Raw genomic sequence first — 23,020 nt, 5'->3', positions numbered from 1 at the left:
CTGGCTCTTTTGCTTTGTCGCGGAAGCTTTTTATTCGCTCCACCCCTCAAGGGGTGGAAGCAAAGCGATCCTTCTGAACATACAACGTTGCGAACCCAGGCAGCTTCACATAGTCATTCTTCAGCGTTTCCGTGACGCAATGCGCATAGTCCGAAAGGGACCACATACCCCACACGCGCCAGTCATCGAAATATACGACTGGGGGCTTATATTTTGGAAGATCGACACATAGATCTCTCTCCTGACCTGCCCAAGGATGATGACCATAATCTGCTTCCCAAGGCAGATAATCATGATATTTTGGCATTGGTAGACGATCAGCAAGAATATACACGTCCGGGTTATAAGGAATTACAAGGATTCCTTCATCGGGTGACGCGTATTTCCTAATCGTCTGATACGTTAAGTCCTGACTAGCGACTTCCGGATGAAAACCAGAATGCCAGACTTGGTGACTGGATTCATTGAAAGGCGTTGATATGGCAAAAATTCCAACAACCTGAGCCAATGCAACAGATCCCAAGGCTAGAAAATCGGCTGTTCGTGATTTTTGCTCAAAGACCCAGGCCACAGCAAGTGATAGCAGTCCGAGAGACGCCATAAGAAAAGCGCCATTCTGAAACAGGAAAGATCCGCGAGCATCCAGCGAGAAAACCGCCATACAAGCTAAAAATGCCGCCACCCTGTATCGAGAACGAATACAAACAAGCACAGAACCAAATAAAAATCCGTAAACTGCCAGACTTTGTATAATACGATTGGGACCAAAAGAAATTTTCAAGCTATCAATTATAACTGAAAAACCCAATGCCGTGTATTTTGAATAATAAAATTGGTTTGAGACGAAATGGAAGGCTATAGCCCCCATGAGATCACCATAAACCGCAAGCCAAAGTATGTTGAACGCAACTGCGGCAATTCCACCGTATAAAAATGCTCGCCATTGAGTGGCAACCACATTGTTCTTCCGACTAACAATCAATACCCATCCCAGGGCAATAAAAAAACATGCCGTCGCAGGAAGAAAAGAATAGGCTGCGAATGGTAAAAGAAGCGCTGCGAAACCACCATAAAAAGCATCGCGCACTGATATCTCAGCACCTGCAGCAAGAGGCATTGCAAATTTTGCTAAAACAATGACAGTCAACGCTCCTCCCAAGGGCCAATAACTATCCATATTCAGCCCTTGAAGCACCCACACAGCACTCAAAGTACCGAACCAGATCGCCAATGCCAGGAAACGGGAACGTCTTATTTGAAAAAGGGGGGAGTAATACAGAGAAGCGGCTGCAATAAATGCCAGCAATGTCGACAATAGGCGAAAACGATACAAATGGCTAAAACCGACGATTTTGCCAAGCGTCCAGCTTAGCGAAAAAATCAACGGTCCATGAGCATCAATATAGTCTCGGTACAGAACTTGATGCTTGGCTAAAGCACGAGCACCAAGAACATGGCCGGTTTCGTCGCCAAAAGAGAGGTGTCCCAGTCCTTTAAAATTTACAACGCAGAAAAAAATGAACGCTGTCAGCGCAAATATTTCTGAAAAATACCTCCTGAGTATGTTTCCCACATTGTAACCTCTAGTCATGTTTTTACCTATCTCTGTATCTTTTTCGCGTGACGCTCTGCATCGCATAAAAAAAAAGGAGGCTACAAGGCCTCATTCTTGATCCTGAAAATATCAGACACTTTTTTGTCCATATCACTGAAAAATCTTTCTTCTAATCTGCCGCAGCAAGAACATGGATACGCTGCTCTGACCGCATCTCTGGCTAAAGTTGGATTAGATTGTTTCCGTTTCGGGGTGTAACATAATGGATAAGAAGGATGGCCTCTGAGAATCAGCGTCTGGAGGTTTTGTAACTTCGCTGCCTAATGTCCTTAAGAAAGTACATTTTCTAATATGACCGAAACCTCATCTCAAAAAGATATTAGCGTTATTGTTCCATGCTATAATGAAGAAGAGGTTCTATCTATCTTTCATCAACGCCTGTCTGCCGTAATGCAAAAAATCGGCATGTCCTGGGAAGTTGTTTACGTGAATGATGGATCGCGAGACCAGACATTAACTGCAATGAATGTCCTTGCGAACCGCGACAAACATGTAAGTATTGTTAATTTATCGCGCAATTTCGGAAAAGAAATCGCTCTTACTGCCGGTCTCGACCATGCGCGTGGTACTCGCGGCGTTATTGTCATTGATGCCGACCTTCAGGATCCTCCTGAGGTGATCGCTGATCTCGTTGCCGCGTGGAACGCAGACGTGGACACAGTATACGCTCAACGCAATACACGGGAGGGAGAAAGTGCTCTCAAGAAACTGACGGCATGGATGTTTTACCGCCTCATCAAAAGACTGGGGAACAAAGTTGTCATTCCGCCTGACACAGGGGACTTCCGTCTTGTCAGCCGTCGGTTGGTAGATAATTTGCTGCTACTTAGAGAACGCCACCGTTTCATGAAAGGGCTGTTCGCCTGGGTTGGATTTCCAACACGCGCAGTTCTATACGATAGAGCCCCCAGAACTGGAGGCAAAAGCAGCTTCAACTATTGGTCATTATGGAATTTTGCACTGGAAGGTATTACTTCTTTCTCGGTGCTTCCTCTTCAGATTGGCACGTATATGGGGCTGATTATTTCTATATTATCAGTTTTATATGGATTTTGGATTGTCGCCCGCACGCTCCTATTTGGGAACCCCGTGGCCGGATATCCAAGCTTGATGGCCGTCATTCTTTTTATGGGCGGAGTGCAGTTAATGACTATTGGAATAATTGGAGAATATGTAGGCCGAATTTTTAATGAAACTAAAAACCGTCCTCTTTATTTAGTTGAAAAATATCAACCCGCATCAGAATAAAGCTTTATTTTTTAAAGTTAGGGTCAGAAAAACGTCGAAACATTTTTTCTGACCCTGAACCAAACTTCCTTACGGAAGGATTTCTGTCTCAGCGAAGAAGAATGCGATTTCGTTCTTTGCATTCTCAAGGCTGTCAGAGCCGTGCACGGAGTTGGCTTCAATGCTTTCTGCGTACAGCTTACGAACAGTGCCTTCAGCAGCGTCAGCCGGGTTCGTTGCGCCCATGACTTCGCGATGCTTGGCAACAGCGTTCTCAGCCTGCAGAACCTGCACGACGACCGGCTCGGCAATCATGGAAGACACGAGGCTGCCGTAGAACGGGCGTTCCTTGTGAACAGCGTAGAAAGCACCAGCCTGCTTCTCGGTCAGCTGGATGCGCTTCTGGGCGACAATGCGCAGACCGGCTTCTTCGAACACGGCATTGATCTTGCCGGTCAGGTTACGCTTCGTAGCGTCGGGCTTGATGATGGAAAGCGTGCGCTCGAGAGCCATCTTTCTTCTCCTGTTGGACAAAGGGGTAAATCCCGCCGTTCCACTAGAGCAAATTCGTCGTTCCTGATAGGTCTGTCGCGGTTTTTTCACTCTTCCCGACTGATTGAGGCGCCCGTGAGCCTGCTCACCATCACTGACCTGACACTCCGTATCGCTGACCGCACTCTGCTGGACGGCGCATCGCTGACTGTCGATCCTGGTCGGAAAATCGGCCTTATTGGAAAGAACGGGGCCGGAAAATCAACGCTCCTTGGAGCCATCGCAGGCGATATTGCTCCTGATGGTGGTACGATCACGTTGGCCAACCGCGCAACAATGGGGCGCGTGAAGCAGGAAACACCGTCGGGCGAGACATCCCTGATCGATACAGTTCTGGAAGGCGATATCCAACGGGCAAAACTTCTGGCTGAAGCAGAAACCGCCACAGATCCGGAGCGGATTGCAGACATTCATGAACGCCTGATTGCAATTGATGCCTACACCGCCCCTGCTCGCGCCGGCGCTATTCTGTCCGGCCTCGGATTTGATCAGGAAGCACAACTCCGTTCGGTTTCAGACTTCTCTGGCGGTTGGAGGATGCGCGTTTCCCTTGCCACAGCACTGTTCCTGAGCCCAGACCTGTTACTACTGGACGAACCGACCAACCATCTGGATATCGAAGCCACTCTTTGGCTCGAATCCTGGCTGGCTAAATTTCCTGGCGCAGCCATCATCGTCAGCCATGACCGCTCACTGCTCGACAATACCGTCGATGCGATTGCCCATCTTGATCATCAGAAACTGAGTCTAACGCCCGGAGGATACGACAATTTTGTGCGTATCCGTACGGAGCAGGCTCTCCAGCAAAATCGCATGGCAGAGCGCATCGCGACCCAGCGTGCCCATATGCAATCTTTCGTGGATCGGTTTCGTGCCAAAGCCACCAAAGCCAAACAGGCTCAGGCCCGATTGAAAGCACTGGAGCGCCTCCCCCAGATCGACAGTGTTGTAGAAGACACGCCAACACGCTTTTCCTTCCCCGAGCCCCAACCTCTTCCGCCACCAATGATTACACTCAACAACGTCAGCATTGGTTATGATGGACGCGTGGTCCTCAAAGGTCTGAACCAGCGTCTGGATATGGAAGACAGAATCGCGCTTCTGGGTCAGAACGGACGCGGTAAATCCACTTTTGCCAAGCTCCTTGCGGGTCGACTTGAACCAATGAGTGGCTCTTACAACCACTCATCAAAACTCCGGATCGGGTATTTCGCTCAACATCAGGCCGATGAACTCGTCCTCTCCGAAACACCGATCGACCACATGGCGCGTGCCATGCCGGATGCGACACCCGTGGCAGTACGATCCCAGTTGGCGCGTTTTGGACTGGATGTAAACCGCGCAGAAACACGGGTATCCGAACTCTCGGGCGGTGAAAAAGCACGACTTCTCCTTGCGCTGTCCACGCGGGAAGCCCCTCACCTTCTTATCCTTGATGAGCCGACCAACCATCTGGATCTGGATGCCCGAGATGCCCTCATCCGTGCGCTATCAGAATTTGAAGGCGCCGTAATTCTGATCAGCCATGACAGCCACCTGGTTGAGTCCGTCGCAGATCGGTTCTGGCTGGTTGAGGATGGAACGATCAGCCCCTTCGAAGGAGATATGGCTGAATACAAGGAGTGGCTGATCGAGCGGGCCCGCAAAGCCCGTGCAGACAATGCGGAACGCGCGAAAGGCACGGCGCGTTCGCCTTCTCAGGACGCGCCCCAGAAAAGGGTTGATCGTAAGGAACTGACGCGCGCTTTGGCTCCTCTCCGACGGAAAATCCGTGATGCAGAAGCGAAACTTGCCCAGATCACAAAAGAAAAAGAAAAGATCGAAGCCAAGCTTGCTGATCCGGCATTGTATCAGTCGGGAAATCCAGGAGAAATTGCATCGTTGAATGCACATTTGTCCGCGCTCAACGCGACACAGGAACAAACAGAAGAGTTATGGCTTGAGGTCCAGGCAGAACTGGAAGAAGCATCTGCCTGAAATCAAAATCCTAGCGCCCGCGCCAAGGCAATAAAGAGTTTATTTACTTTTAATTGGTAGAATCCTGTCCGAATTTCAAACATCAGGCGACTAGCTTTTTCAAAGTCGCCTGCAAGGAAGACAGGACGCCTGCGTGCCTCAGAAAATTTCCCATGCACCTCATGAGGCACACGCCAAACCTTCCTCCAGGTCGTTCTTTTCGCATCCAACCTTCAACAGCCATCATGGAAAATCTACTGCAGGTCACCCTCACCACAATCCTGCTCAATCACAGTCGCATCATGAAAAGCATACGGGCCACAAACCCGCTTCCAGAAAGCAAAAAATTGAGGACTTTACTGAAGCCTGCTTTCTGTCTGGCAGTCTGATTGCCACTCCACAGGGTGAAAAACCCATAGAAACCCTGGTTATTAACGACGAAATTCTGACAGCCGGGGGGCGAAGTGAGAAACTGGTCTGGGTTGGAAAAAGCCACTGTTGTGTTCGGCCAAATCTTCCTGATGATCTGGCAGGCTGGCCCATCCGTATCCGGGCCGGTGCAATCGCTGATCATCTGCCGCACACAGATCTCCTTGTAACAGCAGAACATTGTATTTTTATGAATGGTGGTCTCATTCCAGCAAGAATGCTGGTCAATGGTGTTTCCATTATGTGGGATCGTAATATTCATTCCTACGAATATTTTCATATTGAGACAGAAACGCACACAATCATATCTGCAAATGGACTTTTTACTGAAAGTTATTTTGATACTGGTGATAGACGTGCTTTTCGGCAAACAGGTCAGATTGCAACACTACGTTCCATTCAGAAGAGTTGGGACAAAGATGCGGCTGCCCCACTCCTGACATCTCGGTCCCAAACCGAGGCGGCTTGGAAAGCCATCGCTACCAGAGCTGGTATTGAAGGGTTTGAAGCCTTCACAACAACAGACCCCGCCCTGCATCTGATCCTTCCTGACGGCACACGCCTCTATCCGAGCCGTCAGAGTGGTGGATACGTCATCTTTACTTTGCCAACCCCGGTCAGAAGTCTGCGGCTTGTTTCCCGCGCAAATCGCCCTTGTGACGTGAAGGGTCCTTATATTGATGATAGGCGCACTCTCGGCGTCCTGATCCGGGACGTGCTCCTTTTCGATGCGTCCAGAACCCGAAAAGTAACCGATCATCTGGTTCCACCAGAACCAACCTCCGGCTGGATGGCAGACGAGATACAGGGTCAGGGCTGGACCGATGGAGATGCCGCCTTACATCTCAATACGGAAGGTCCGAGTACTCTGGCTCTCGAAATTATTGGCGGTGGCCCTTACAGTCTTTCCCAGCCTGCTTCACAGATCCGTTGGGCTGGCTGACCGTTGGTTTCTTCCAAGGCCCGATTGACCCGCCCTCTCTAAATCCATAAGCCGATGCTGGCCTACAGATTCAGGATGGACCGGCTGATGCCTATTTCGTTTTCCGACCCGAAGGACCGTGACGAAAAGGAGCCTCGCGCGCGCGAGTTATCCCGAATCGCAGGATTGCTCCGCATTGCTCTCGCTGTCACATTAATCCTACTGGCCGTCTGGCTCATGAAAGACGTGTTGGCCGTTGTTTTTGCCTCTGCCTTGATGGCCGTGGTGCTTCATGGTCTCGCCCGCATGGTACGACGTCACATCACGTTCATCCCTTATCAGGCAGCCGTAGCGCTTGTGACCGTTATCATCCTTTTGGCCGTGGCAGGCCTTGTCTGGAGTAGCGGCCCAGCGATCGGAGATCAGTTCATTCGCCTTAAGCAGGCGCTTGTTCAGCAGTCCGGAGACCTCAAATCCCATCTTTCCGGCTCTACGCTGGGTCAGATGGTTCTGGATCATCTCCCCACCGCTGTGGGTGGCAATGATGCAACCTCAGGCAGCCTCGGATCCTTAGGATCAGGGCTCGCCGGATCTGTGACCGGCATCCTCAGCAGCGCCTTTGGCGTTCTTGGAACTTTGGCCGTCATCCTGATTGCTGGTCTCTATTTCGCTCTCTCCCCTGCCATTTACATTGATGGCTTCCTACGCCTGTTCCCAACCCAGCACCGCAATGCAGCCCGTACATTGCTCATGGCTGCGGGCACCACACTCTGGGCTTGGACGGCCGGACAGGCTCTGGACATGCTGGTCGTCGGTATTCTGTCAGGCATCGGACTGTCGCTGATCGGAGTGCCACTGGCGCTGGCGCTCGGTGTTGTTGCAGGGCTGTGCAACTTCATCCCTTATATTGGAGCCATTCTGGGAGCAGTTCCGGCAATATTGCTAGGCCTCTCCATGGGAACGAAAGAAGCGCTGTTTGTTGCCATTCTCTACAGCGTAATCCAGTTCTTCGAGGGCAATGTTCTGGCCCCCCTGATCCAACGTCGTGCTGTTCACATGCCGCCAGCTGTGGCCATCCTGTCCCAGACCGTTTTCAGCACAATTCTCGGCATTCCAGGACTGATTCTCGCATCTCCGATTACGGCGGCTCTCCTTGCCATGGGAGACAAAGCGACTGCCCCGCTTGAAGACGAAGATCAGACCAAGCGGGATGTTGGAGAGATTTCCGAGACCGAAGCACACAAAGAGTAAATTTTCTCTTGCTCCTGACGTAACGTCATCATGACACATGGCGCGTCAGGAGGAAGATCCATGACACCACAAACCCTGACAATCGGGGAACTGGCCAAAGCAAGCGCCACCACACCCCGAACCCTTCGACATTTTGAAGCAATGGGGCTTATCAGGCCCATCCGAGCAGAAAACGGTAGGAGAGTTTATGATCTTTCTGCCGTAAGCACCCTTGCTCATGTGCTGCTTCTGAAGCGTATGGGCTTCAGTCTTTCAGAAATCAAAGAGATGGAACGCAGGCCCACCGCTCCCGAAGCGATAATCGACGCTCAACTGGCGTTACTTTCAGTGCGAAAGACGGCCCTCGAACGTACGATCAACCAACTTCATGCAACACGCCATCTGCTAAAAGAAAACGATATCGGTCATGGTGCCGTTGATCTGGCCGCATTCTGCCTCCTGCTGCGTGAAGGAGAAGCTGCTCTTCAATGGGAAAATACACGACCTGTTTTCGAGCAGTACTTCACGCCTTCCGAGCAACGTGAATGGCAAAAGCAGATGGATACTCATTTCGGCTGCGAAGACGAAAGGACATTCTATCAGATTCGATGGGTAAAACTGATCGCCCACTGTGAAGACGCCATCGGTCGCAAGGTCGCGCCTTCGAGCCCCGAAGCGCAGAACCTTGTCAAAGAGTGGATGGAGTTGCAGCAACCGCTCCAGGATGCCGTGGGACCGGATCTATGGCGCAAAGCTGCAACCATGTACGAGCAGATGCAGGACTGGCAGACGCCCGAGCGGCAGGCGCCTTTCAGTCCTGAAGTTTATACTTTCATCCGTGAGGCTGCAGCTCAGCGGGTTGTAGCGCCTTGAGAGACGCATCTTCAAAGGCATTCATACGGTAAGGACCATCATCTTCAAGCTGAACGCCAACGATATCGGCCTCATGCTTGTGCTTCCAGATGGAGATGATGACGGGGTGGTTTTCAGCGTTGCTCAGCCGCAGAATCACCTGTCCCTTTTGTGGCGGCTGTTCACCGCTCGGCCCCCAGCCCGTCGTATGGGACTGAAGCCAAAGGTTGACGTCACTCACTTCCGCGGACGTCAGATCCCGGCTGACAGGAGCCACGATTTTACCCTCCGTGACGGGCGGGAATTTCCATGCGTGAATCAATGGCCAGGCGACGAACCAGACGATACCCACGGGAATAAAAACCAGTGCACAAAAAGCTAGAAGCAGCTTCTGTTCGCGCCTCATGTATTTTCTCCTGCCCAGCTTTTAAGGGCATCCGTAATACGGCTGACTTCATCATCAGTCAGCTCCGGGTGAATGGGGAGCGCAAGCACCCGTGCGCCAAGACCTTCGGAAACAGGCAGTGAAGCACCGTCATGATGCTCGCTATAGGCAGGCTGATGATGCAGTGGCTTGGGGTAATAAACCGCTGTTGGCACGCCTGCCTCTTTCAAATGCGCCTGCAATGAATCCCGCGCTACTGCATCCGACAGCAGGACACTATAAATCGCCCACGCACTTTCGCTATCCGCCACGCGCGCTGGCGCCTGAATCCCTTCTGGCATGGCAGCGTCATAGGCATTGGCAATAGCGTCCCGGCGCTTCAGCTCATCTTCAAAAGCATCCAGCTTGGCAATCAGAACAGCCGCCTGAAGGGTATCGAGGCGCCCATTGATCCCAATTCGCTCGACTTCGTAACGGGTTTTGCCCTCGCCATGGGTGCGGAGCGACCGGTAAAGCGCAGCCAGGTCAGCATCATCCGTCAGGATTGCACCGCCGTCCCCGTAGCCGCCCAGCGGCTTGGATGGGAAAAACGAAAGCGTCGTAGCGCGCGCTTCATGTCCAAGACGACGCCCATGATAGGAGGCCCCAAAAGACTGGGCGCAGTCTGCAATCAGGGTCAGCTCTTCCTGAGCAGCAAACGCCTTCAGTTCATCCCAGGGTGCAGGCTGACCAAACAGGTCGACACCGATGACGGCGCGTGGCTCCAGTTCCTCTCCAGTCCGCACAGCCGCCAGGCGCTCGGCGAGAGAGGTCATGCTGATCTGGAATGTATCTGGCTCAACATCCACAAAAACGGGTGTTGCTCCAAGGAGAAGCACGACCTCCGCCGTCGCCGTGTAGGTAAAGGCAGGAAGGAATACCGCGTCCCCCGGCCCGATTTCTTCACCCATCAGCACCATCAGAAGCGCATCCGTCCCTGAAGACACGCCAACCGCGTACTTCGCGCCACCGAACGCGGCGAGACGCTGTTCCAGTTCCTCAACTTCTGGTCCCATAACGAAGCGGCAATGCTCGAAAACCGTCTTTACCCGACGGTCGATCGCATCCTTGAGACGGGCCTGCTGTTTCGGAAGATCCAGAAAAGCAATTGGATCAGTCATGCAATCGTCTCCACATCGGGCTGGGAATGGTCTGTTTGAGACGGTGTCTTGCCGTCCCGGTTATGATTGAATTCAGGCACGAGCCGCTGGAAAATCGCCATGATGGCGGGAAGATCTTCCTCTAGACAGGCGGCTTCAAGCGCATCCATGGCCTCAGCCGCCACATCGAAATCGACTGTCCGTGGGGATGCCATACGCAAGCCGGGTGCGTCCGTCGGAACGGGTGCTTCGCGACCGTGGAACAACTCTTCAAACAGTTTCTCCCCAGGGCGCAGACCTGTAATCTGGATTTCCACATCAGTCTCAGGCCTCAGACCCGCCAGGCGGATCATCTGACAGGCGAGATCCATAATCCGAACCGGATCACCCATATCGAGCACGAAGATGCCACCCTGACGCAGCTTCTGATCCGTCGTGTCTTCACCGGATGCTTCCTGTGTGCCACGAACCGCCGCCTGAAGAACGAGACCAACGGCTTCAGGAATGGTCATGAAATAGCGGGTCATGTCTGGATGCGTGACCGTCAGTGGACCACCCTGCTCAAGTTGCCTGCGGAAAAGCGGCACAACAGACCCAGTGGACCCAAGAACGTTTCCGAACCGAACAGTCACGCAACGCAGTCCACCTTTCCCGGCCCGGGCACGCATATCCAACGCCTGACCATAAACCTCGGCACAGCGCTTACTGGCGCCCATCAGACTGGAGGGATTGACGGCCTTGTCGGTTGAAATCATGACCATGGCCTGAGCACCGGAGCGCTCGGCTTCATCAAGCACGATCCGCGTCCCGATCACATTGGTCAGGACACCTTCGATCGGATTGGATTCGACGATAGGCACATGCTTGAGAGCCGCAGCATGAAAAACGATTGCGGGCCGGTATTGAGTGAAAATTTCAGCAATCCGGCGTCGATCCCGAACATCGGCAACGATCTGATACCGCTTGCCGTCGGGATAGCGCTCAGACAGATCGAGATTGATCTGCCACAGCGCGTATTCATTGTTCTCAATCAACAGAATGGCTTTTGGGCCAAATGAGGCGATCTGCCGGGCCAGTTCTGAACCGATGCTGCCACCAGCCCCTGTCACCGCGACAACCTGCCCTGCAATCAGGCGGCTCATGCCTTGAGAGTTCAAGGCCACCTGAGGACGATTCAGCAGATCCTCAATCGCCACAGGCCGAAGCTCGACACTTTCCGCAGGCTTCAGATCCGTCAGAGACGGCGTTCTCTGAACATCGAGATGATGAAGGCGTGCAACCTCAAGCACTCGGGAGAGCGACGCCCCTCGCAAGTCTGATGTTGTGATGACCAGCGTGTCGGGCAGTCGCCCGGCTGCGGCCATCTGATTCAGAATTTCCGGTGTTTCATCAATCGTTCCCAGAATAGGGCAACTGTGAATACGCCTCCCGGCCTGCTGTGTTCCCCCCGTCAGCAAACCGACAACCCGCCGCCCCGCCTCCTGATCGCGTTCCATCGCACGGATGAAAAGATCCGCCTCATGATCCGCGCCGAGCAGGAGAACACGCTCTCGGCCAGCCACCATCAATCGGCGACGGGCGCTCAATCGCCAGATCATGCGGATGGACCCAAGAAATGTCAGCAAGACCAGCGCATGAATGAAGGGGAACGTTGAACTGGGAAGCGGATACCCTGCCAGATGCAGTAACGTTGAGAACAGAACCGCACTCAGCGCCGAGGCACAGGCAATATTGAACAGATCCGAGAGACCGGAAAACCGCCAGTATTGCTGTGCCATGCGGAACGGCAACCCACTGACCAGCAGCGTGATTCCGCCTCCTGCGACAAACCACAATGGGTGAAGCCACCCCCCATGGGGATCCGCCAACCAACGGGCGACAGGCGCCGCCAGAGCCGAAACGACTCCGTCCAGCAGGACATTGAGGGCAATACGCCTAGCCTGCACAGTGGTACGACCAGTGCGGCTGACGGAAGAAGACTGGGCCGGTAAATGGAGGCCGGATGGAGGTGTGACTGTCACGCACACCTTATAGCGTCAAAACACCCGTTCCCATAAAGTCAGTCCATGCCCTTTTCTTTACAATCTCTTCTTTCCGGCGTTGTGGCCCCCGACCTCCTGGCCCCGCTTCTCTGTCTGGTGCTTATTGCGCTTATGATTCGCGTCGGGGTGATGGATCATCCTGTCCATCGCAGCTCTCATACTCGCCCGATTCCCAAAGGCGGCGGTATCGGGATCATTGGAGCCTTTCTGCTCTGTCTTGCTCCAGCCCTTTACCTGACTCACCAGCCGTTTTTCACAGGACCTCTCTTTGGATTAACAAGTGGCGTCATTCTGCTGGCAGCGGTTTCCTGGCTGGATGACCTCTATTCTTTTCCTGCGGGGTATAAGCTGGCAGCGCAATTCATTGCGGCAGCATTGGCAGCATTCGGAAGCGGCGCGTCCCTTCCCATGACGTGCCTGTTCATTATTGGCGCAGTCTTCATAACAAATGCGCTGAATTTCATTGATGGAATCAACGGTCTGGCATCCGGCGTCATGGCCTTAGCCGCGCTGTTTCTGGCAGCATCTGGAATTCAGCCAGTCATTTTCGTTTTATACGCGATCTGCCTGCTGGCATTTCTTCCCTGCAATTTTCCCAAAGCGCGAATTTTCATGGGGGATGTTGGTAGCCAATCTGGCGCCTTGATTATCGCCTGGGGTGCCATGCAGCCTCATCGCCTCGCAGGGCTGCTGACACTGGCACTTCTCTCTGGCGTTTTGTGGGATGTATTTTTTACTTTAGCTCGCCGCGCTCGCGCCGGAGACCCACTAGCACAGGCTCATCGGGGTCATCTTTACCAACTGGCAGTCCGATCCGGAATGCCGATGCCACTGGTTACAATAATTTACTGGGGTTTTGTAGTGTGGGGAGCGCTGGCCTGTACAGCGAGGCAGCCTTGGGAAACGGTTCTGCTTGTTCTTCTGCCCCAGCTTTGCTGGACAGGATATATCTGCACGCGTGCCAAAGCCCGCGTGCAGGATCGCTGGTAATTAGCCGGCGCGGCGTGTGATACGCTCGACAGAAGCAGAAGCGCGTTCTGCACGTGCAGGGCGCGTGCCGGATGCTTCAGCCATGACGGCGCGCATTTCACGCAGGAAGGACGATCCCTTCAGCGTGCGCTGAACCAGCACAGAGCGACGGTCCAGAGGATCGACTTTACGACGAGCCAGATCGAGTTCGCCCAGACGGTCCAGAGCGCGTGTGATAGCAGGCTTGGACACCTTCAGTTCCGCTGCCAGGCCACGAACGGTGTGAGCACCGTCACGCAGATAGCAGGTCAGGAACACGGCAAGCTGGCGGGCAGACAGATCCGGACCGTCACGGCGCACCATGGAAACGACGGTGTCGCACAGAAGGTGAAGCATCTGGTCGTTGTTAGCCTGAGGCATTTCTCTCTCCTTACGGTCTGCCCCCCTGTTACCCAATCAGGCAACAGGGGAAAGAACAGTCGAGCCATTCAGACCCGACGGGGTTGTGTATATCGCTCAGCCCCGCATGGGTTTGAGCTCTGGTCTTCTACATCTGGTGTTTTGAAACGCATTCGCAAGTATGCGGGTTTCAAAACGATTTATGCTGCGGATAGCAGCTTTCGAACATGGAAGGCCGTATGCCCTATCAGACGCAGATTTACACCCCATAGTTTTAAGACAATCATATTACGGTTCGTTAAGGATCGTCCCGTAGTCTGGTTGTTCACTTCACGAAGACCTGCCCAGTCTTTCAATCATTTTAAGAAGCGCACGAAGCGCGAGGGTCTCTCCCCCCTCCGGACGACCTGGCGAATTCGCGTCATTCCAAGCGTAAGTGTCTATATGGAGCCACTTTTGTCCGTCCGGAACAAACCGCTGAAGGTACAGAGCAGCCGTAATCGCCCCTGCCATTGGTTTTGACGTTATATTTCCGAGATCGGCTATTTTACTATCAAGCCATGCGTCATAGCCATGCCAGAGTGGCAATCTCCACAAAGCATCCGCAGTATCCAGACCCGATTCGAGCAGTAATTGAGCGAGTTCATCACTGTTGCTGAACACAGCCGGAAGGTCGGGACCGAGAGCTACGCGTGCAGCGCCGGTCAGGGTTGCAGCGTCCACAATGTAATCCGGAGCACTTTCAGAGGCTTCCGTTATCAGATCACACAACACCAGACGCCCTTCCGCATCTGTGTTCCCGATCTCCACAAACTTACCACTGCGCGTCTTCAGAACATCCCCTGGACGCATGGCATGACCGGACACACTGTTCTCGACGCAGCCCAGTCGAAGCTCCAGATCAATATCGAGCTTCAGGTCAATCGCCGAACACATGACAGCCAGCATCAGAGCCGCACCGCCCATATCCTTTTTCATGCGCAGCATTCCGGCCGCAGGCTTCAGATCGTACCCGCCCGTATCAAAGCAGACACCTTTCCCGACCAGTGACAGACGCGGCGCACCTTCCCGCGCCTTCCAACGTGCAACGACAACAGCAGGCTTGCGCTCAGATCCCTCGCCGACTTCAGCCAGACAAGGGTAAGCCACCTTCAAATCATCGCCCTCGACAATGCGCACTTCAGCGCCTCGCCCGTCCAGAGCCCGGTAGGCAGACTGGGCGAGATCTCTCGGACCAAGAAGATTGGCAGGCGTGTTGATAAGGTCACGACCGAACCAGGTGGCCTTCGCAATGGCACTTGCTGTTTTAATAGTATCCGGGACCACCATGCGCGTCGCAGCGTCCTGATTCTGACCCACACGATAGCGATAGGCTCCCATTGCGAACCCTAGGAGCGCGGTCTCCTGAACGCCGTCTTCAACCCCATGCAGGACAGCAAGCCAGTCACCGGCAGGAAGAACTGTTCCCAGCAGACCGAAAGCCGTCGGGTCATTCAGTCGCCCCTCATCCACACAAAGTAAAGCCGCACCCGCTCCGTTCTCACCCGGCAGAAGCGTGAAGGCTCCATCACGGGACGCAAAGCCCTGTGCCTTCAGAAAAGCGCCGTGCTCTCCCAGCAGACGAGCAACCGTTTCCGTGTCCTGAGAGCGCACCAGATGGACTGTCCGGGGTGCCGAAGCATCAGAAACAGACACGAAAGGGAGTTGAATATGAAAACTCATGAACCTCTTTCCTGAAAAGTGTCGAACCTTGAGGCCCGAACGCTTGCTTTTGTTCCGCAGGCACCCGACCATTCAGGGATGAAGGGTGCTCACCGCGGTAACCATTCCGCTCATCATATCATGCCGGCAAGCGTCCGTGCGGCGCTGGGTCCAACCAATACCGGCAAGACGCATTATGCCCTCACGCGCATGATGGCTCATTCCTCCGGCATCATCGGCTTTCCGCTGCGCCTGCTGGCACGGGAGAACTATGAGCGGCTGGTGAAAGCCAAGGGAGAGCGCTCCGTCGCCCTTATTACCGGTGAGGAAAAAATCGTTCCTCCCGGGGCCCGCTGGTTCGCCTGCACAGTAGAAGCCATGCCGCTGGACCGGAAAGCCGAGTTCGTCGCCGTCGATGAAATCCAGCTCGCCTCCGATCCGGACCGTGGACATATCTTCACGGACCGACTCCTGCACGCCCGCGGCACGGTAGAAACGCTCTTCCTTGGCGCTGAAACCATTCGCCCTCTTCTTCAGAAGCTGGTTCCGGGCATCGAGATCGACACCCGGACGCGTCTGTCCAGCCTGGTCAGCACCGGCCCCACCAAACTATCGCGCCTGCCCCCCCGCTCCGCGATCGTCGCGTTCTCCATGGCTGAGGTTTACGCGCTGGCGGAAGTCATCCGCCGCCGCCGGGGCGGATGTGCCGTCATCATGGGGCAGCTGAGCCCTCGCACCCGCAACGCACAGGTCGAACTCTACCAGAACCGGGAAGTCGATTACCTCGTCGCCACCGATGCAATCGGCATGGGGCTGAACATGGATGTGGACCATGTGGCCCTCGCTCAGCTCTCAAAATTCGATGGTACTTCCCCGCGTCCATTATTTCCCCAAGAGATCGCACAGATCGCCGGGCGTGCTGGCCGTGGCATGAAGGACGGCACCTTCGGCACCACGGCGGACTGCCCCCCCATGTCTGCCGCCACTATTGAAGCCGTGGAGCAGCATCGATTCGATCCAATCCAAAGACTCTACTGGCGAAACCACGAGCTGGATTTCACCAACCCGCGCGCCCTACTTGCCAGCCTGACAGTGGCGCCGCCGTTTCGTGGCCTGACCGCAGGCCGGGTGGCATCAGACGTTACAACCCTCGAATCCCTCGTCCTTGATCCCGAGATCCGCGAGGTCGCAAAAGGACGTCGCGCCACGTCCCTGCTCTGGGAGGTGTGCCAGATCCCCGATTTCCGGAAACTCGGGGATGATAGCCACACCCGCCTCTGCGCGCGCCTTTTCCTGCATATTCTCAAGGAAGGCGCTGTCCCGGCCAACTGGATGGAAGGCCACATCAAGGGCTTTGCACGCGTTGACGGAGACATCGACACCCTGATGCACCGCCTGACCGGCGTGCGCGTCTGCTCCTACGTCGCCGCCAGAACGGAGTGGAGCCGTCACTCCGCCACCTGGCAGCAACGGGCCCGCGAAGTGGAGGATCTTCTCTCAGACGCCCTTCACGAGCGTCTGACGGCACGCTTCGTGGACAGGCGGGCAACATCCCTGCTTCGCCGCCTTGATGCAGAGACAGACCGGAACATTCTTTCTGCCGTCACAGCAGATGGCGATGTGATCGTTGAAGGCCACAGCATCGGAAAAATCCGGGGCTTTGCGTTGCAGGCCGATACAACAGGCGGTCCCGATCACCAGATTATCATGCGCGCAGGCCGGAAGGCTCTGCTCCAGGAAATCCCCCGCCGTGTCCGCCTGTTTCAGGAGGCACCTGACAGTGCCCTTTCTCTGGACACTGAAACGGGTCTTCTCTCCTGGGAGGGTATCGCGCTCGCTAAGCTGAGTGCTGGAAAGACATTCCTTCAACCGGCCGTACGTCTGTTCTCTGGAGAATTTGCGGATACCAATCAGCGCAATCAGGTCGAGAACAGGCTGCTCTGTTATGTACGGACAATGATCGAGCGGGATATGGCCATTCTCTTCAAGGCAGAGCAGGCCGTTACGAACCAGCCAGACCTCAGGGGTATCGTTCACCGTCTCCATGAAGACGGCGGCATCACGAGCCTTCTGCCCCCTGACAGAATGTTGCCACAACAAGCCAAACGGTCCCTGCGCAAGATCGGCGTAGAAGTCGGCCGCTTTGCCATTTTCTTCCCTACCCTTCTGCGTCCTCGCCCCCTTGGTCTCATGACGCTCCTGACACAACTTCGTCTTGGCGAGTCCCTCACCATACCGGCTCCAGGTCGGGTCTCGCTTCCCTGGGACCTTGTCGCAGGCGTTCCGGGCTGGCTTCAGGCTGGGCAGACCGGAATCAGGCTTGATATTGCAGAACGCAGCATCGCGGAACTGGAGCATCTGACCCGTAAGCAGGATCACCCTGCTCCTGCGGGTCTGGCCTCACGGTTCGGTGTAAAAACAGACATGGTTCCGGGAATTCTGACGGCTCTCGGGATTGCTCACCGCCCTCCGTCGGCTGCCAGCCCTTCTCACGCAGGACCACCCGCTCCCCTCATGATCCTTTCCGATCGGCGTACCCGTGCGGGGCGCAGGAGGCCTAAAGCTTCGGGTCAACGCACCAGCCGACCAACTGCTGTCCGACAGGATAGTCCTTTTGCCGCTCTCGCTATTTTAAGAGAACGATCTACCCCATGAGTGATGACTATCAGCGCCTGGACCAGTGGCTCTATTACGTCCGGCTCGCCAAAACCCGCGCCCTTTGCGCAGCGATCGTCAGTAAGGGGCGTATTCGCGTAAACCGGCAACCAACCAGCAAGCCTCATGCCAAACTTCGTGTGGGAGATGTGCTGACGCTTCCCCCCGCGAACCCCGGTGAAGACGTGCGGGTCTGGCGTATTCTGGACCTTGGGGAACGCCGCGGTCCCGCGAAAGAAGCATCCCTGCTATACGAGATCATTAAAGAAGAGCCTAAGAAGCTTGCTTCCTAAGCCAATCCTTCGCATATCTTCCCGCACAATTGAAAAATGGGCCGCACAGCCGGGCCCGAATGAGGATCGGAGACACCAATGAGCTATGTGGTCACGGAAAACTGCATCAAGTGCAAGTTCATGGACTGCGTGGAAGTTTGCCCCGTAGACTGCTTCTATGCCGGAGAGAATTTCCTCGTCATCAACCCGGACGAATGCATTGACTGCGGCGTGTGCGAACCTGAGTGCCCGGCTGAAGCCATTTTTCCAGACAGCGACAACCGCGCCACCCCATGGATTGAGATCAACTCCAAATTCGCAGCCCAGTGGCCGAACATTACCCGCAAGGGTGAACAGCCAGCCGATGCGGAAGAATGGAAAGACAAGCCCGGCAAAGCAGCCATGCTTTCCGAGGCACCTCACAAGGACTGAACCCTCCTCTCATCGGAAGGCTCAAAGCCCGACACACTGTGCCGGGCTTTTTTTTATGAGCATCCCTCAGATACGTCCGAGCAGCCGCCTGAAATCTGCCCCCTGTTTTTGGGCTGAGCAGCGGATGTAATCACAAGACAGGCAGGCACAAAAAAACCGGCAGGATTTCTCCTGCCGGTTTCTTCAGCTTTGATCCGTAAAGGATCTTAGCGGGACATCATGTTGATGGCCGTGTCATGCATGATGAACAGCGTACCACCGATAATGATGACCACTGATGCTGCTGCGAAGATGAAGCACATCAGGTTCCAGCTCTGCTCGCGGCTGGTGTTCAGGTGCAGGAAGAACACCAGATGCACAACGATCTGAACGACCGCCAGCACACCAAGAGCGGCCAGTGCCATACCGGGAGCAAGTGCGTGGGTCATGACTGCTGCGAAAGACGCAACAGTCAGAACGACCGCAAGAACGAACCCGATGATGTAGGACTGATAGGAGCCGTGGCTACCATCGTGGGTTGTATGTGCCTGGGCCATTACATCACACCTGCGAGATAGACGAAGGAGAAAACACAGATCCAGACGATGTCCAGAAAGTGCCAGAACAGGCTGAGGCAGGTCAGCTTGTCCATCATCCGCTGGGACAGATCCTGCGGGCCCATCATCTGGACCATCAGAACTGCCATCCAGATCAGACCACAGGTGACGTGCAGACCGTGCGTTCCAACCAGCGTAAAGAACGCGGAAAGGAATGCAGAACGGTCAGGACCGTTACCTTCAGCGATCATGTGTGAGAACTCGCTCACTTCAAGACCAACGAAGGACAGACCCAGCACGAACGTGATGGCCAGCCAGACCAGTACCATGGTCTTGTTCTTTGCCATCGCATTGATCGAGGCAAAGCCGTAGGTGATGGACGAGAACAGCAGGATTGCCGTTTCGATCCCCACATTCGTCAGGTCGAACAGTTCCTTGCCTGAAGGCCCCCCGGCAAACTGGTTCCGGAGGACTGCGAACGCAGCAAAGATCGAACCGAACAGAATGCAGTCCGTCATCAGGTAGAGCCAGAAGCCGAAAACATTCGGCGTCTCGTGATGATGATCGTGACCGTGGTCGTCAGCGTGTGCCAAAGGCGACATGGTTGCTTCGTGAGCCATTAACTATGCCCCCTTTACTCTGCTGCCTGCGCAGCGGCGATACGACGGGAATAGACTTCCTCGTTGTGCTCGATTTCGCTGACAGGGACGTAGTAATCGACATCGCGGTTTGCACTGCGCATGATCATCGTAACGGCAATACCGATCAGGCCAAGACCTGCCATCCACCAGATGTACCAGATGGCACCAAAGCCGAGGATGAACGAGAATGCACCGATGATGGCACCCGCAGCCGTGTTCTTCGGCATGTGGATCGGAGCCAGCGGCTTGTTATGTGCACGACGGCCAAGCTGCTTCTCGGTGTGGAACGTGTCCAGACCATGGATGTCCGGGATCACTGCGAAGTTATAAGCCGGCGGCGGAGAAGAAATGGACCACTCCAGCGTACGGCCACCCCACGGATCGCCCGTGAGATCCAGATTTTCCGGCAGGTTACGATCGCGGATGGAAACGTAAAGCTGCGTGAGCTGGCAGACGATACCCAGAGCGATCACGATCGCACCAGCTTCTGCAACCAGCATCCACGGATACCAATCCGGGTTGTTATAGTGGTTCATACGACGCGTCATGCCCTCGAGGCCGAGGATGTAGAGCGGGACAAAGGCCAGATAGAAGCCAATAAACCAGCACCAGAACGCGCGCTTACCCCAGGCTTCATTCAGCTTGAAACCGAAAGCTTTCGGGAACCAGAAGCCCATACCTGCAATATAGCCAAAGTACACACCGCCGATGATGACGTTATGGAAGTGGGCGATCAGGAACAGGGAGTTGTGAAGGATCCAGTCAGCAGCCGGCATAGCCAGCATGACACCTGTCATACCACCGATGGAGAAGGTGATCATGAAGCCGATCGTCCAGTACATCGGAGCCGTGAATTCAACACGCCCCTTATACATGGTGAACAGCCAGTTGAAGATCTTCACGCCAGTCGGGACTGCAATGACCATCGTCATGATACCGAAGAAGGTATTGACGTTGGCGCCTGCGCCCATGGTGAAGAAGTGATGCACCCACACGACGAACGACAGCACCATAATGGAGCACGTAGCGTAAACCATCGTGTTGTAGCCGAAGAGCGGCTTGCGGGAGAAAGTTGAGGTAACTTCAGAGAACACGCCGAAAGCCGGGATAACCAGAATGTAAACTTCCGGATGGCCCCAGGTCCAGATCATGCTCAGATACAGCATGACGTTACCGCCGGCATCGTTCGTGAAGAAGTGCATGCCAAGGTAACGGTCGAGGCTGAGCAGAGCCAGCGTCACGGTCAGAACCGGGAACGAAGCCATGATCAGAACGGTCGTGCAGAACGCAGTCCAGGTAAAGACCGGCATCTGCATCCAGCCCATGCCAGGAGCGCGCATCTTCACGATGGTCGTGAAGAAGTTCACACCTGTCAGAAGCGTACCAACACCGGAGATCTGAACGGCCCAGATGTAGTAGTCAACGCCAACGCCCGGGCTGAACTGCATTTCGGACAGTGGCGGGTAAACCAGCCAGCCGCACTGAGCAAACTCACCGATGAACAGCGAGATATTGATCAGAAGGGCGCCGACCAGCGTCATGTAGAAGCTGAGCGAGTTCAGGAACGGGAACGCAACGTCGCGCGCACCGATCTGGAGAGGCACCACCAGGTTGAGCAGCCCCGTCATGAACGCCATGGCCATGAAGAAAATCATGATCGTGCCGTGAGCGGAGAAGATCTGGTCGTAGTGGTGTGGCGGAAGGTAACCGGGGTTACCGGCATAGGCCAGCGCAAGCTGGGTACGCATCATGATGGCGTCCGCGAAACCACGGAACAGCATGACAATTGCCAAGATGATATACATCACGGCAAGACGCTTGTGATCGACTGTCGTCAACCATTCGCGCCATAGGTAACCCCACTTACCGAAATAAGTAACGGCACCCAGCACGGCAAGGCCGATGACAGCCACAGCCAGAAATGTACCGACCAGAATCGGCACATCAAAGGGTATGGCTGAAAGGGAGAGTTTTCCGAGCATCTGTCGGTTATTCCTTCATGCCAGTGTCGGACGGTGCAGCGCTGGAAGCGGACTGCATATGCATGACCTTGCCCGTCGTCTTCTCAACCATCATGCCATTGTTGTACTTGGCGACGATGCCGTCGAAGAGGTCTGGCTGGACATGCGCGAAATACTGCACCGGCGCAGCTTCCTGCGGGGCGGCATATTTCGGATAGGTCGTGTCATCGAGGTTTTCGCTGCCGCTCTTCACCTTCTCAACCCAGGCGCTGAATTCTTCAGGTGCCATGGCGAGGGTGCGGAACTTCATGTCAGAGAAACCGCGACCACTGAACTGGGAGGCTTCACCCAGATAATCACCGGACTCAGCTGCAAGAAGATGCAGCTGCGTCTGCTGACCCGGCATGGAGTAGATCATCGATCCCAGACGCGGGATGAAGAACGACGTCATGACAGTGTCAGAAGTGATCTGGAAGTTCAGCGGCGTATTCGTCGGAACATCCAGCTGGTTGATCGTTGCGATCCCCAGATCCGGATAGATGAACAGCCATTTCCAGTCGAGAGAGACCACCTGAACATTCAGTGGCTTGACGTTGTCAGCCGTCTGAAGGGGGCGGTACGGGTCGTAGGCGTGGGTGCTGTACCAGCTGATCGCGCCGAGAGCGACGATGATCAGGGTCGGAATACCCCACACAAACCATTCGATTTTCGTTGAGTGATCCCAGGTCGGCAGATATTCGGCCTGGGTATTGGAAGCACGATACTTCCAAGCAAAGTAAAGCGTTGCGATACAGGTCGGAACCACAATCGCCATCATGATGGCAAATTCAGCCACCATGACGTCGCGGTTCATTTCTGCAATCGGACCGCGCGGCTGAAGCAGATCAACCGTGCAACCCGATAGCATCAGCGCCGGCAACGCTGGGAGATATCGCCAGAGTTTTTTCATCGGTCCTGCTTTCATCATCCGTTCCGGCATGGAGTATTCGCCGGGAAACGGTTTGACACGATAAGGGCCGCATCAGAGCTGCCGAACGCTGCCATAGTCTGCTGCCTTTCTCGTTCGTATCCTGACGTCAGGAACCGGATCAAAGATCCGATCCTG

General features: G+C 54.7%; 20 protein-coding genes. 9 read left to right on the top strand and 11 right to left on the bottom strand.

What is annotated here, in order from left to right:
* Positions 1 to 46: 46 nt before the first annotated feature.
* Positions 47 to 1,591 carry a hypothetical protein gene (locus tag HKD32_RS15150; protein ID WP_228118714.1) on the bottom strand — a complete coding sequence of 515 codons (1,545 nt, stop codon included), beginning with the start codon at positions 1,589 to 1,591 and terminating at the stop codon, positions 47 to 49.
* Positions 1,592 to 1,906: 315 nt separating this feature from the next.
* Here HKD32_RS15150 and HKD32_RS03310 point away from each other — a divergent pair, with 315 nt between their 5' ends.
* Positions 1,907 to 2,863, top strand: coding sequence for a glycosyltransferase family 2 protein (locus HKD32_RS03310; RefSeq protein WP_061931663.1), 957 nt, complete (start codon positions 1,907 to 1,909; stop codon positions 2,861 to 2,863).
* 69 nt (positions 2,864 to 2,932) lie between these two features.
* Here HKD32_RS03310 and ndk read toward each other — a convergent pair whose 3' ends face one another.
* Positions 2,933 to 3,355, bottom strand: coding sequence for a nucleoside-diphosphate kinase (ndk, locus tag HKD32_RS03305; RefSeq protein WP_007282334.1), 423 nt, complete (start codon positions 3,353 to 3,355; stop codon positions 2,933 to 2,935).
* A gap of 114 nt (positions 3,356 to 3,469) precedes the next feature.
* On the opposite strand from ndk, the gene HKD32_RS03300 reads away from it, so the two are divergent.
* The 4 genes from HKD32_RS03300 to HKD32_RS03285 all read left to right on the top strand — a co-directional run bounded on the left by HKD32_RS03300 (position 3,470) and on the right by HKD32_RS03285 (position 8,804).
* Entirely contained in the window at positions 3,470 to 5,371 is a 1,902-nt protein-coding gene (locus HKD32_RS03300; RefSeq protein WP_061931661.1) for an ABC-F family ATP-binding cassette domain-containing protein, read from the top strand.
* A gap of 133 nt (positions 5,372 to 5,504) precedes the next feature.
* Positions 5,505 to 6,722, top strand: coding sequence for a Hint domain-containing protein (locus tag HKD32_RS03295; RefSeq protein WP_194257504.1), 1,218 nt, complete (start codon positions 5,505 to 5,507; stop codon positions 6,720 to 6,722).
* An 87-nt stretch (positions 6,723 to 6,809) separates the two neighbouring features.
* Entirely contained in the window at positions 6,810 to 7,952 is a 1,143-nt protein-coding gene (locus HKD32_RS03290; RefSeq protein WP_228118713.1) for an AI-2E family transporter, read from the top strand.
* Between the two features lie 60 nt (positions 7,953 to 8,012).
* On the top strand, positions 8,013 to 8,804 hold the full coding sequence (locus tag HKD32_RS03285; RefSeq protein ID WP_061931655.1) for a MerR family transcriptional regulator: 792 nt from the start codon (positions 8,013 to 8,015) through the stop codon (positions 8,802 to 8,804).
* On the opposite strand, the gene HKD32_RS03280 is transcribed toward HKD32_RS03285, so the two are convergent.
* Genes HKD32_RS03280 through HKD32_RS03270 form a run of 3 tightly spaced genes read right to left on the bottom strand, consistent with a single transcriptional unit; the run spans position 8,764 to position 12,328 of the window.
* Entirely contained in the window at positions 8,764 to 9,189 is a 426-nt protein-coding gene (locus HKD32_RS03280) for a hypothetical protein (RefSeq protein ID WP_010502859.1), read from the bottom strand. The genes HKD32_RS03285 and HKD32_RS03280 overlap by 41 nt on opposite strands.
* Entirely contained in the window at positions 9,186 to 10,328 is a 1,143-nt protein-coding gene (locus tag HKD32_RS03275) for a DegT/DnrJ/EryC1/StrS family aminotransferase (RefSeq protein WP_010502857.1), read from the bottom strand. Before HKD32_RS03275 ends, HKD32_RS03280 begins: the two co-directional genes overlap by 4 nt.
* Positions 10,325 to 12,328 (bottom strand): polysaccharide biosynthesis protein, encoded by a 2,004-nt coding sequence (locus HKD32_RS03270; RefSeq protein ID WP_061931653.1) that lies wholly within the window; start codon positions 12,326 to 12,328, stop codon positions 10,325 to 10,327. Before HKD32_RS03270 ends, HKD32_RS03275 begins: the two co-directional genes overlap by 4 nt.
* Before the next feature lie 45 nt (positions 12,329 to 12,373).
* Here HKD32_RS03270 and HKD32_RS03265 point away from each other — a divergent pair, with 45 nt between their 5' ends.
* On the top strand, positions 12,374 to 13,339 hold the full coding sequence (locus tag HKD32_RS03265; RefSeq protein ID WP_194257503.1) for an MraY family glycosyltransferase: 966 nt from the start codon (positions 12,374 to 12,376) through the stop codon (positions 13,337 to 13,339).
* On the opposite strand, the gene HKD32_RS03260 is transcribed toward HKD32_RS03265, so the two are convergent.
* Together HKD32_RS03260 and HKD32_RS03255 are read right to left on the bottom strand one after the other, a co-directional pair.
* The gene (locus tag HKD32_RS03260) at positions 13,340 to 13,738 is read right to left on the bottom strand and encodes a MarR family transcriptional regulator (protein WP_010502853.1); all 399 of its coding nucleotides are present in this window, start codon (positions 13,736 to 13,738) and stop codon (positions 13,340 to 13,342) included. It lies immediately after the preceding gene.
* A 309-nt stretch (positions 13,739 to 14,047) separates the two neighbouring features.
* Positions 14,048 to 15,439, bottom strand: coding sequence for a M17 family metallopeptidase (locus HKD32_RS03255; protein ID WP_061931649.1), 1,392 nt, complete (start codon positions 15,437 to 15,439; stop codon positions 14,048 to 14,050).
* Positions 15,440 to 15,457: 18 nt separating this feature from the next.
* On the opposite strand from HKD32_RS03255, the gene HKD32_RS03250 reads away from it, so the two are divergent.
* The 3 genes from HKD32_RS03250 to fdxA all read left to right on the top strand — a co-directional run bounded on the left by HKD32_RS03250 (position 15,458) and on the right by fdxA (position 18,777).
* Positions 15,458 to 18,073 (top strand): helicase-related protein, encoded by a 2,616-nt coding sequence (locus HKD32_RS03250; protein ID WP_082905336.1) that lies wholly within the window; start codon positions 15,458 to 15,460, stop codon positions 18,071 to 18,073.
* A complete protein-coding gene (locus HKD32_RS03245) occupies positions 18,070 to 18,366 on the top strand; it encodes an RNA-binding S4 domain-containing protein (protein WP_061931647.1) in 297 nt (98 codons plus the stop codon). The genes HKD32_RS03250 and HKD32_RS03245 overlap by 4 nt, the downstream gene beginning before the upstream one ends.
* Positions 18,367 to 18,444: 78 nt before the next feature.
* Positions 18,445 to 18,777 (top strand): ferredoxin FdxA, encoded by a 333-nt coding sequence (gene fdxA / locus HKD32_RS03240; protein ID WP_010502849.1) that lies wholly within the window; start codon positions 18,445 to 18,447, stop codon positions 18,775 to 18,777.
* 206 nt (positions 18,778 to 18,983) lie between these two features.
* Here fdxA and cyoD read toward each other — a convergent pair whose 3' ends face one another.
* From cyoD to cyoA, 4 genes are read right to left on the bottom strand one after another with little or no spacing between them, the layout of a single operon-like run.
* Complete coding sequence (cyoD, locus tag HKD32_RS03235) at positions 18,984 to 19,313, bottom strand: cytochrome o ubiquinol oxidase subunit IV (RefSeq protein WP_010502846.1); 330 nt, start codon at positions 19,311 to 19,313, stop codon at positions 18,984 to 18,986.
* The gene (cyoC, locus tag HKD32_RS03230) at positions 19,313 to 19,933 is read right to left on the bottom strand and encodes a cytochrome o ubiquinol oxidase subunit III (RefSeq protein ID WP_010502844.1); all 621 of its coding nucleotides are present in this window, start codon (positions 19,931 to 19,933) and stop codon (positions 19,313 to 19,315) included. Before cyoC ends, cyoD begins: the two co-directional genes overlap by 1 nt.
* A 14-nt stretch (positions 19,934 to 19,947) precedes the next feature.
* On the bottom strand, positions 19,948 to 21,936 hold the full coding sequence (gene cyoB / locus HKD32_RS03225) for a cytochrome o ubiquinol oxidase subunit I (RefSeq protein WP_010502841.1): 1,989 nt from the start codon (positions 21,934 to 21,936) through the stop codon (positions 19,948 to 19,950).
* A 7-nt stretch (positions 21,937 to 21,943) separates the two neighbouring features.
* Positions 21,944 to 22,882, bottom strand: a complete 939-nt coding sequence (gene cyoA, locus HKD32_RS03220; RefSeq protein WP_039792271.1) for a ubiquinol oxidase subunit II — start codon at positions 22,880 to 22,882, stop codon at positions 21,944 to 21,946.
* Positions 22,883 to 23,020 lie beyond the last annotated feature (138 nt).

The organism is Gluconobacter japonicus (assembly GCF_015244665.1).
GTDB lineage: Bacteria > Pseudomonadota > Alphaproteobacteria > Acetobacterales > Acetobacteraceae > Gluconobacter > Gluconobacter japonicus.
Note: the sequence above shows the minus strand (reverse complement) of the source record. Positions and strands in the feature narration are given on the sequence as shown.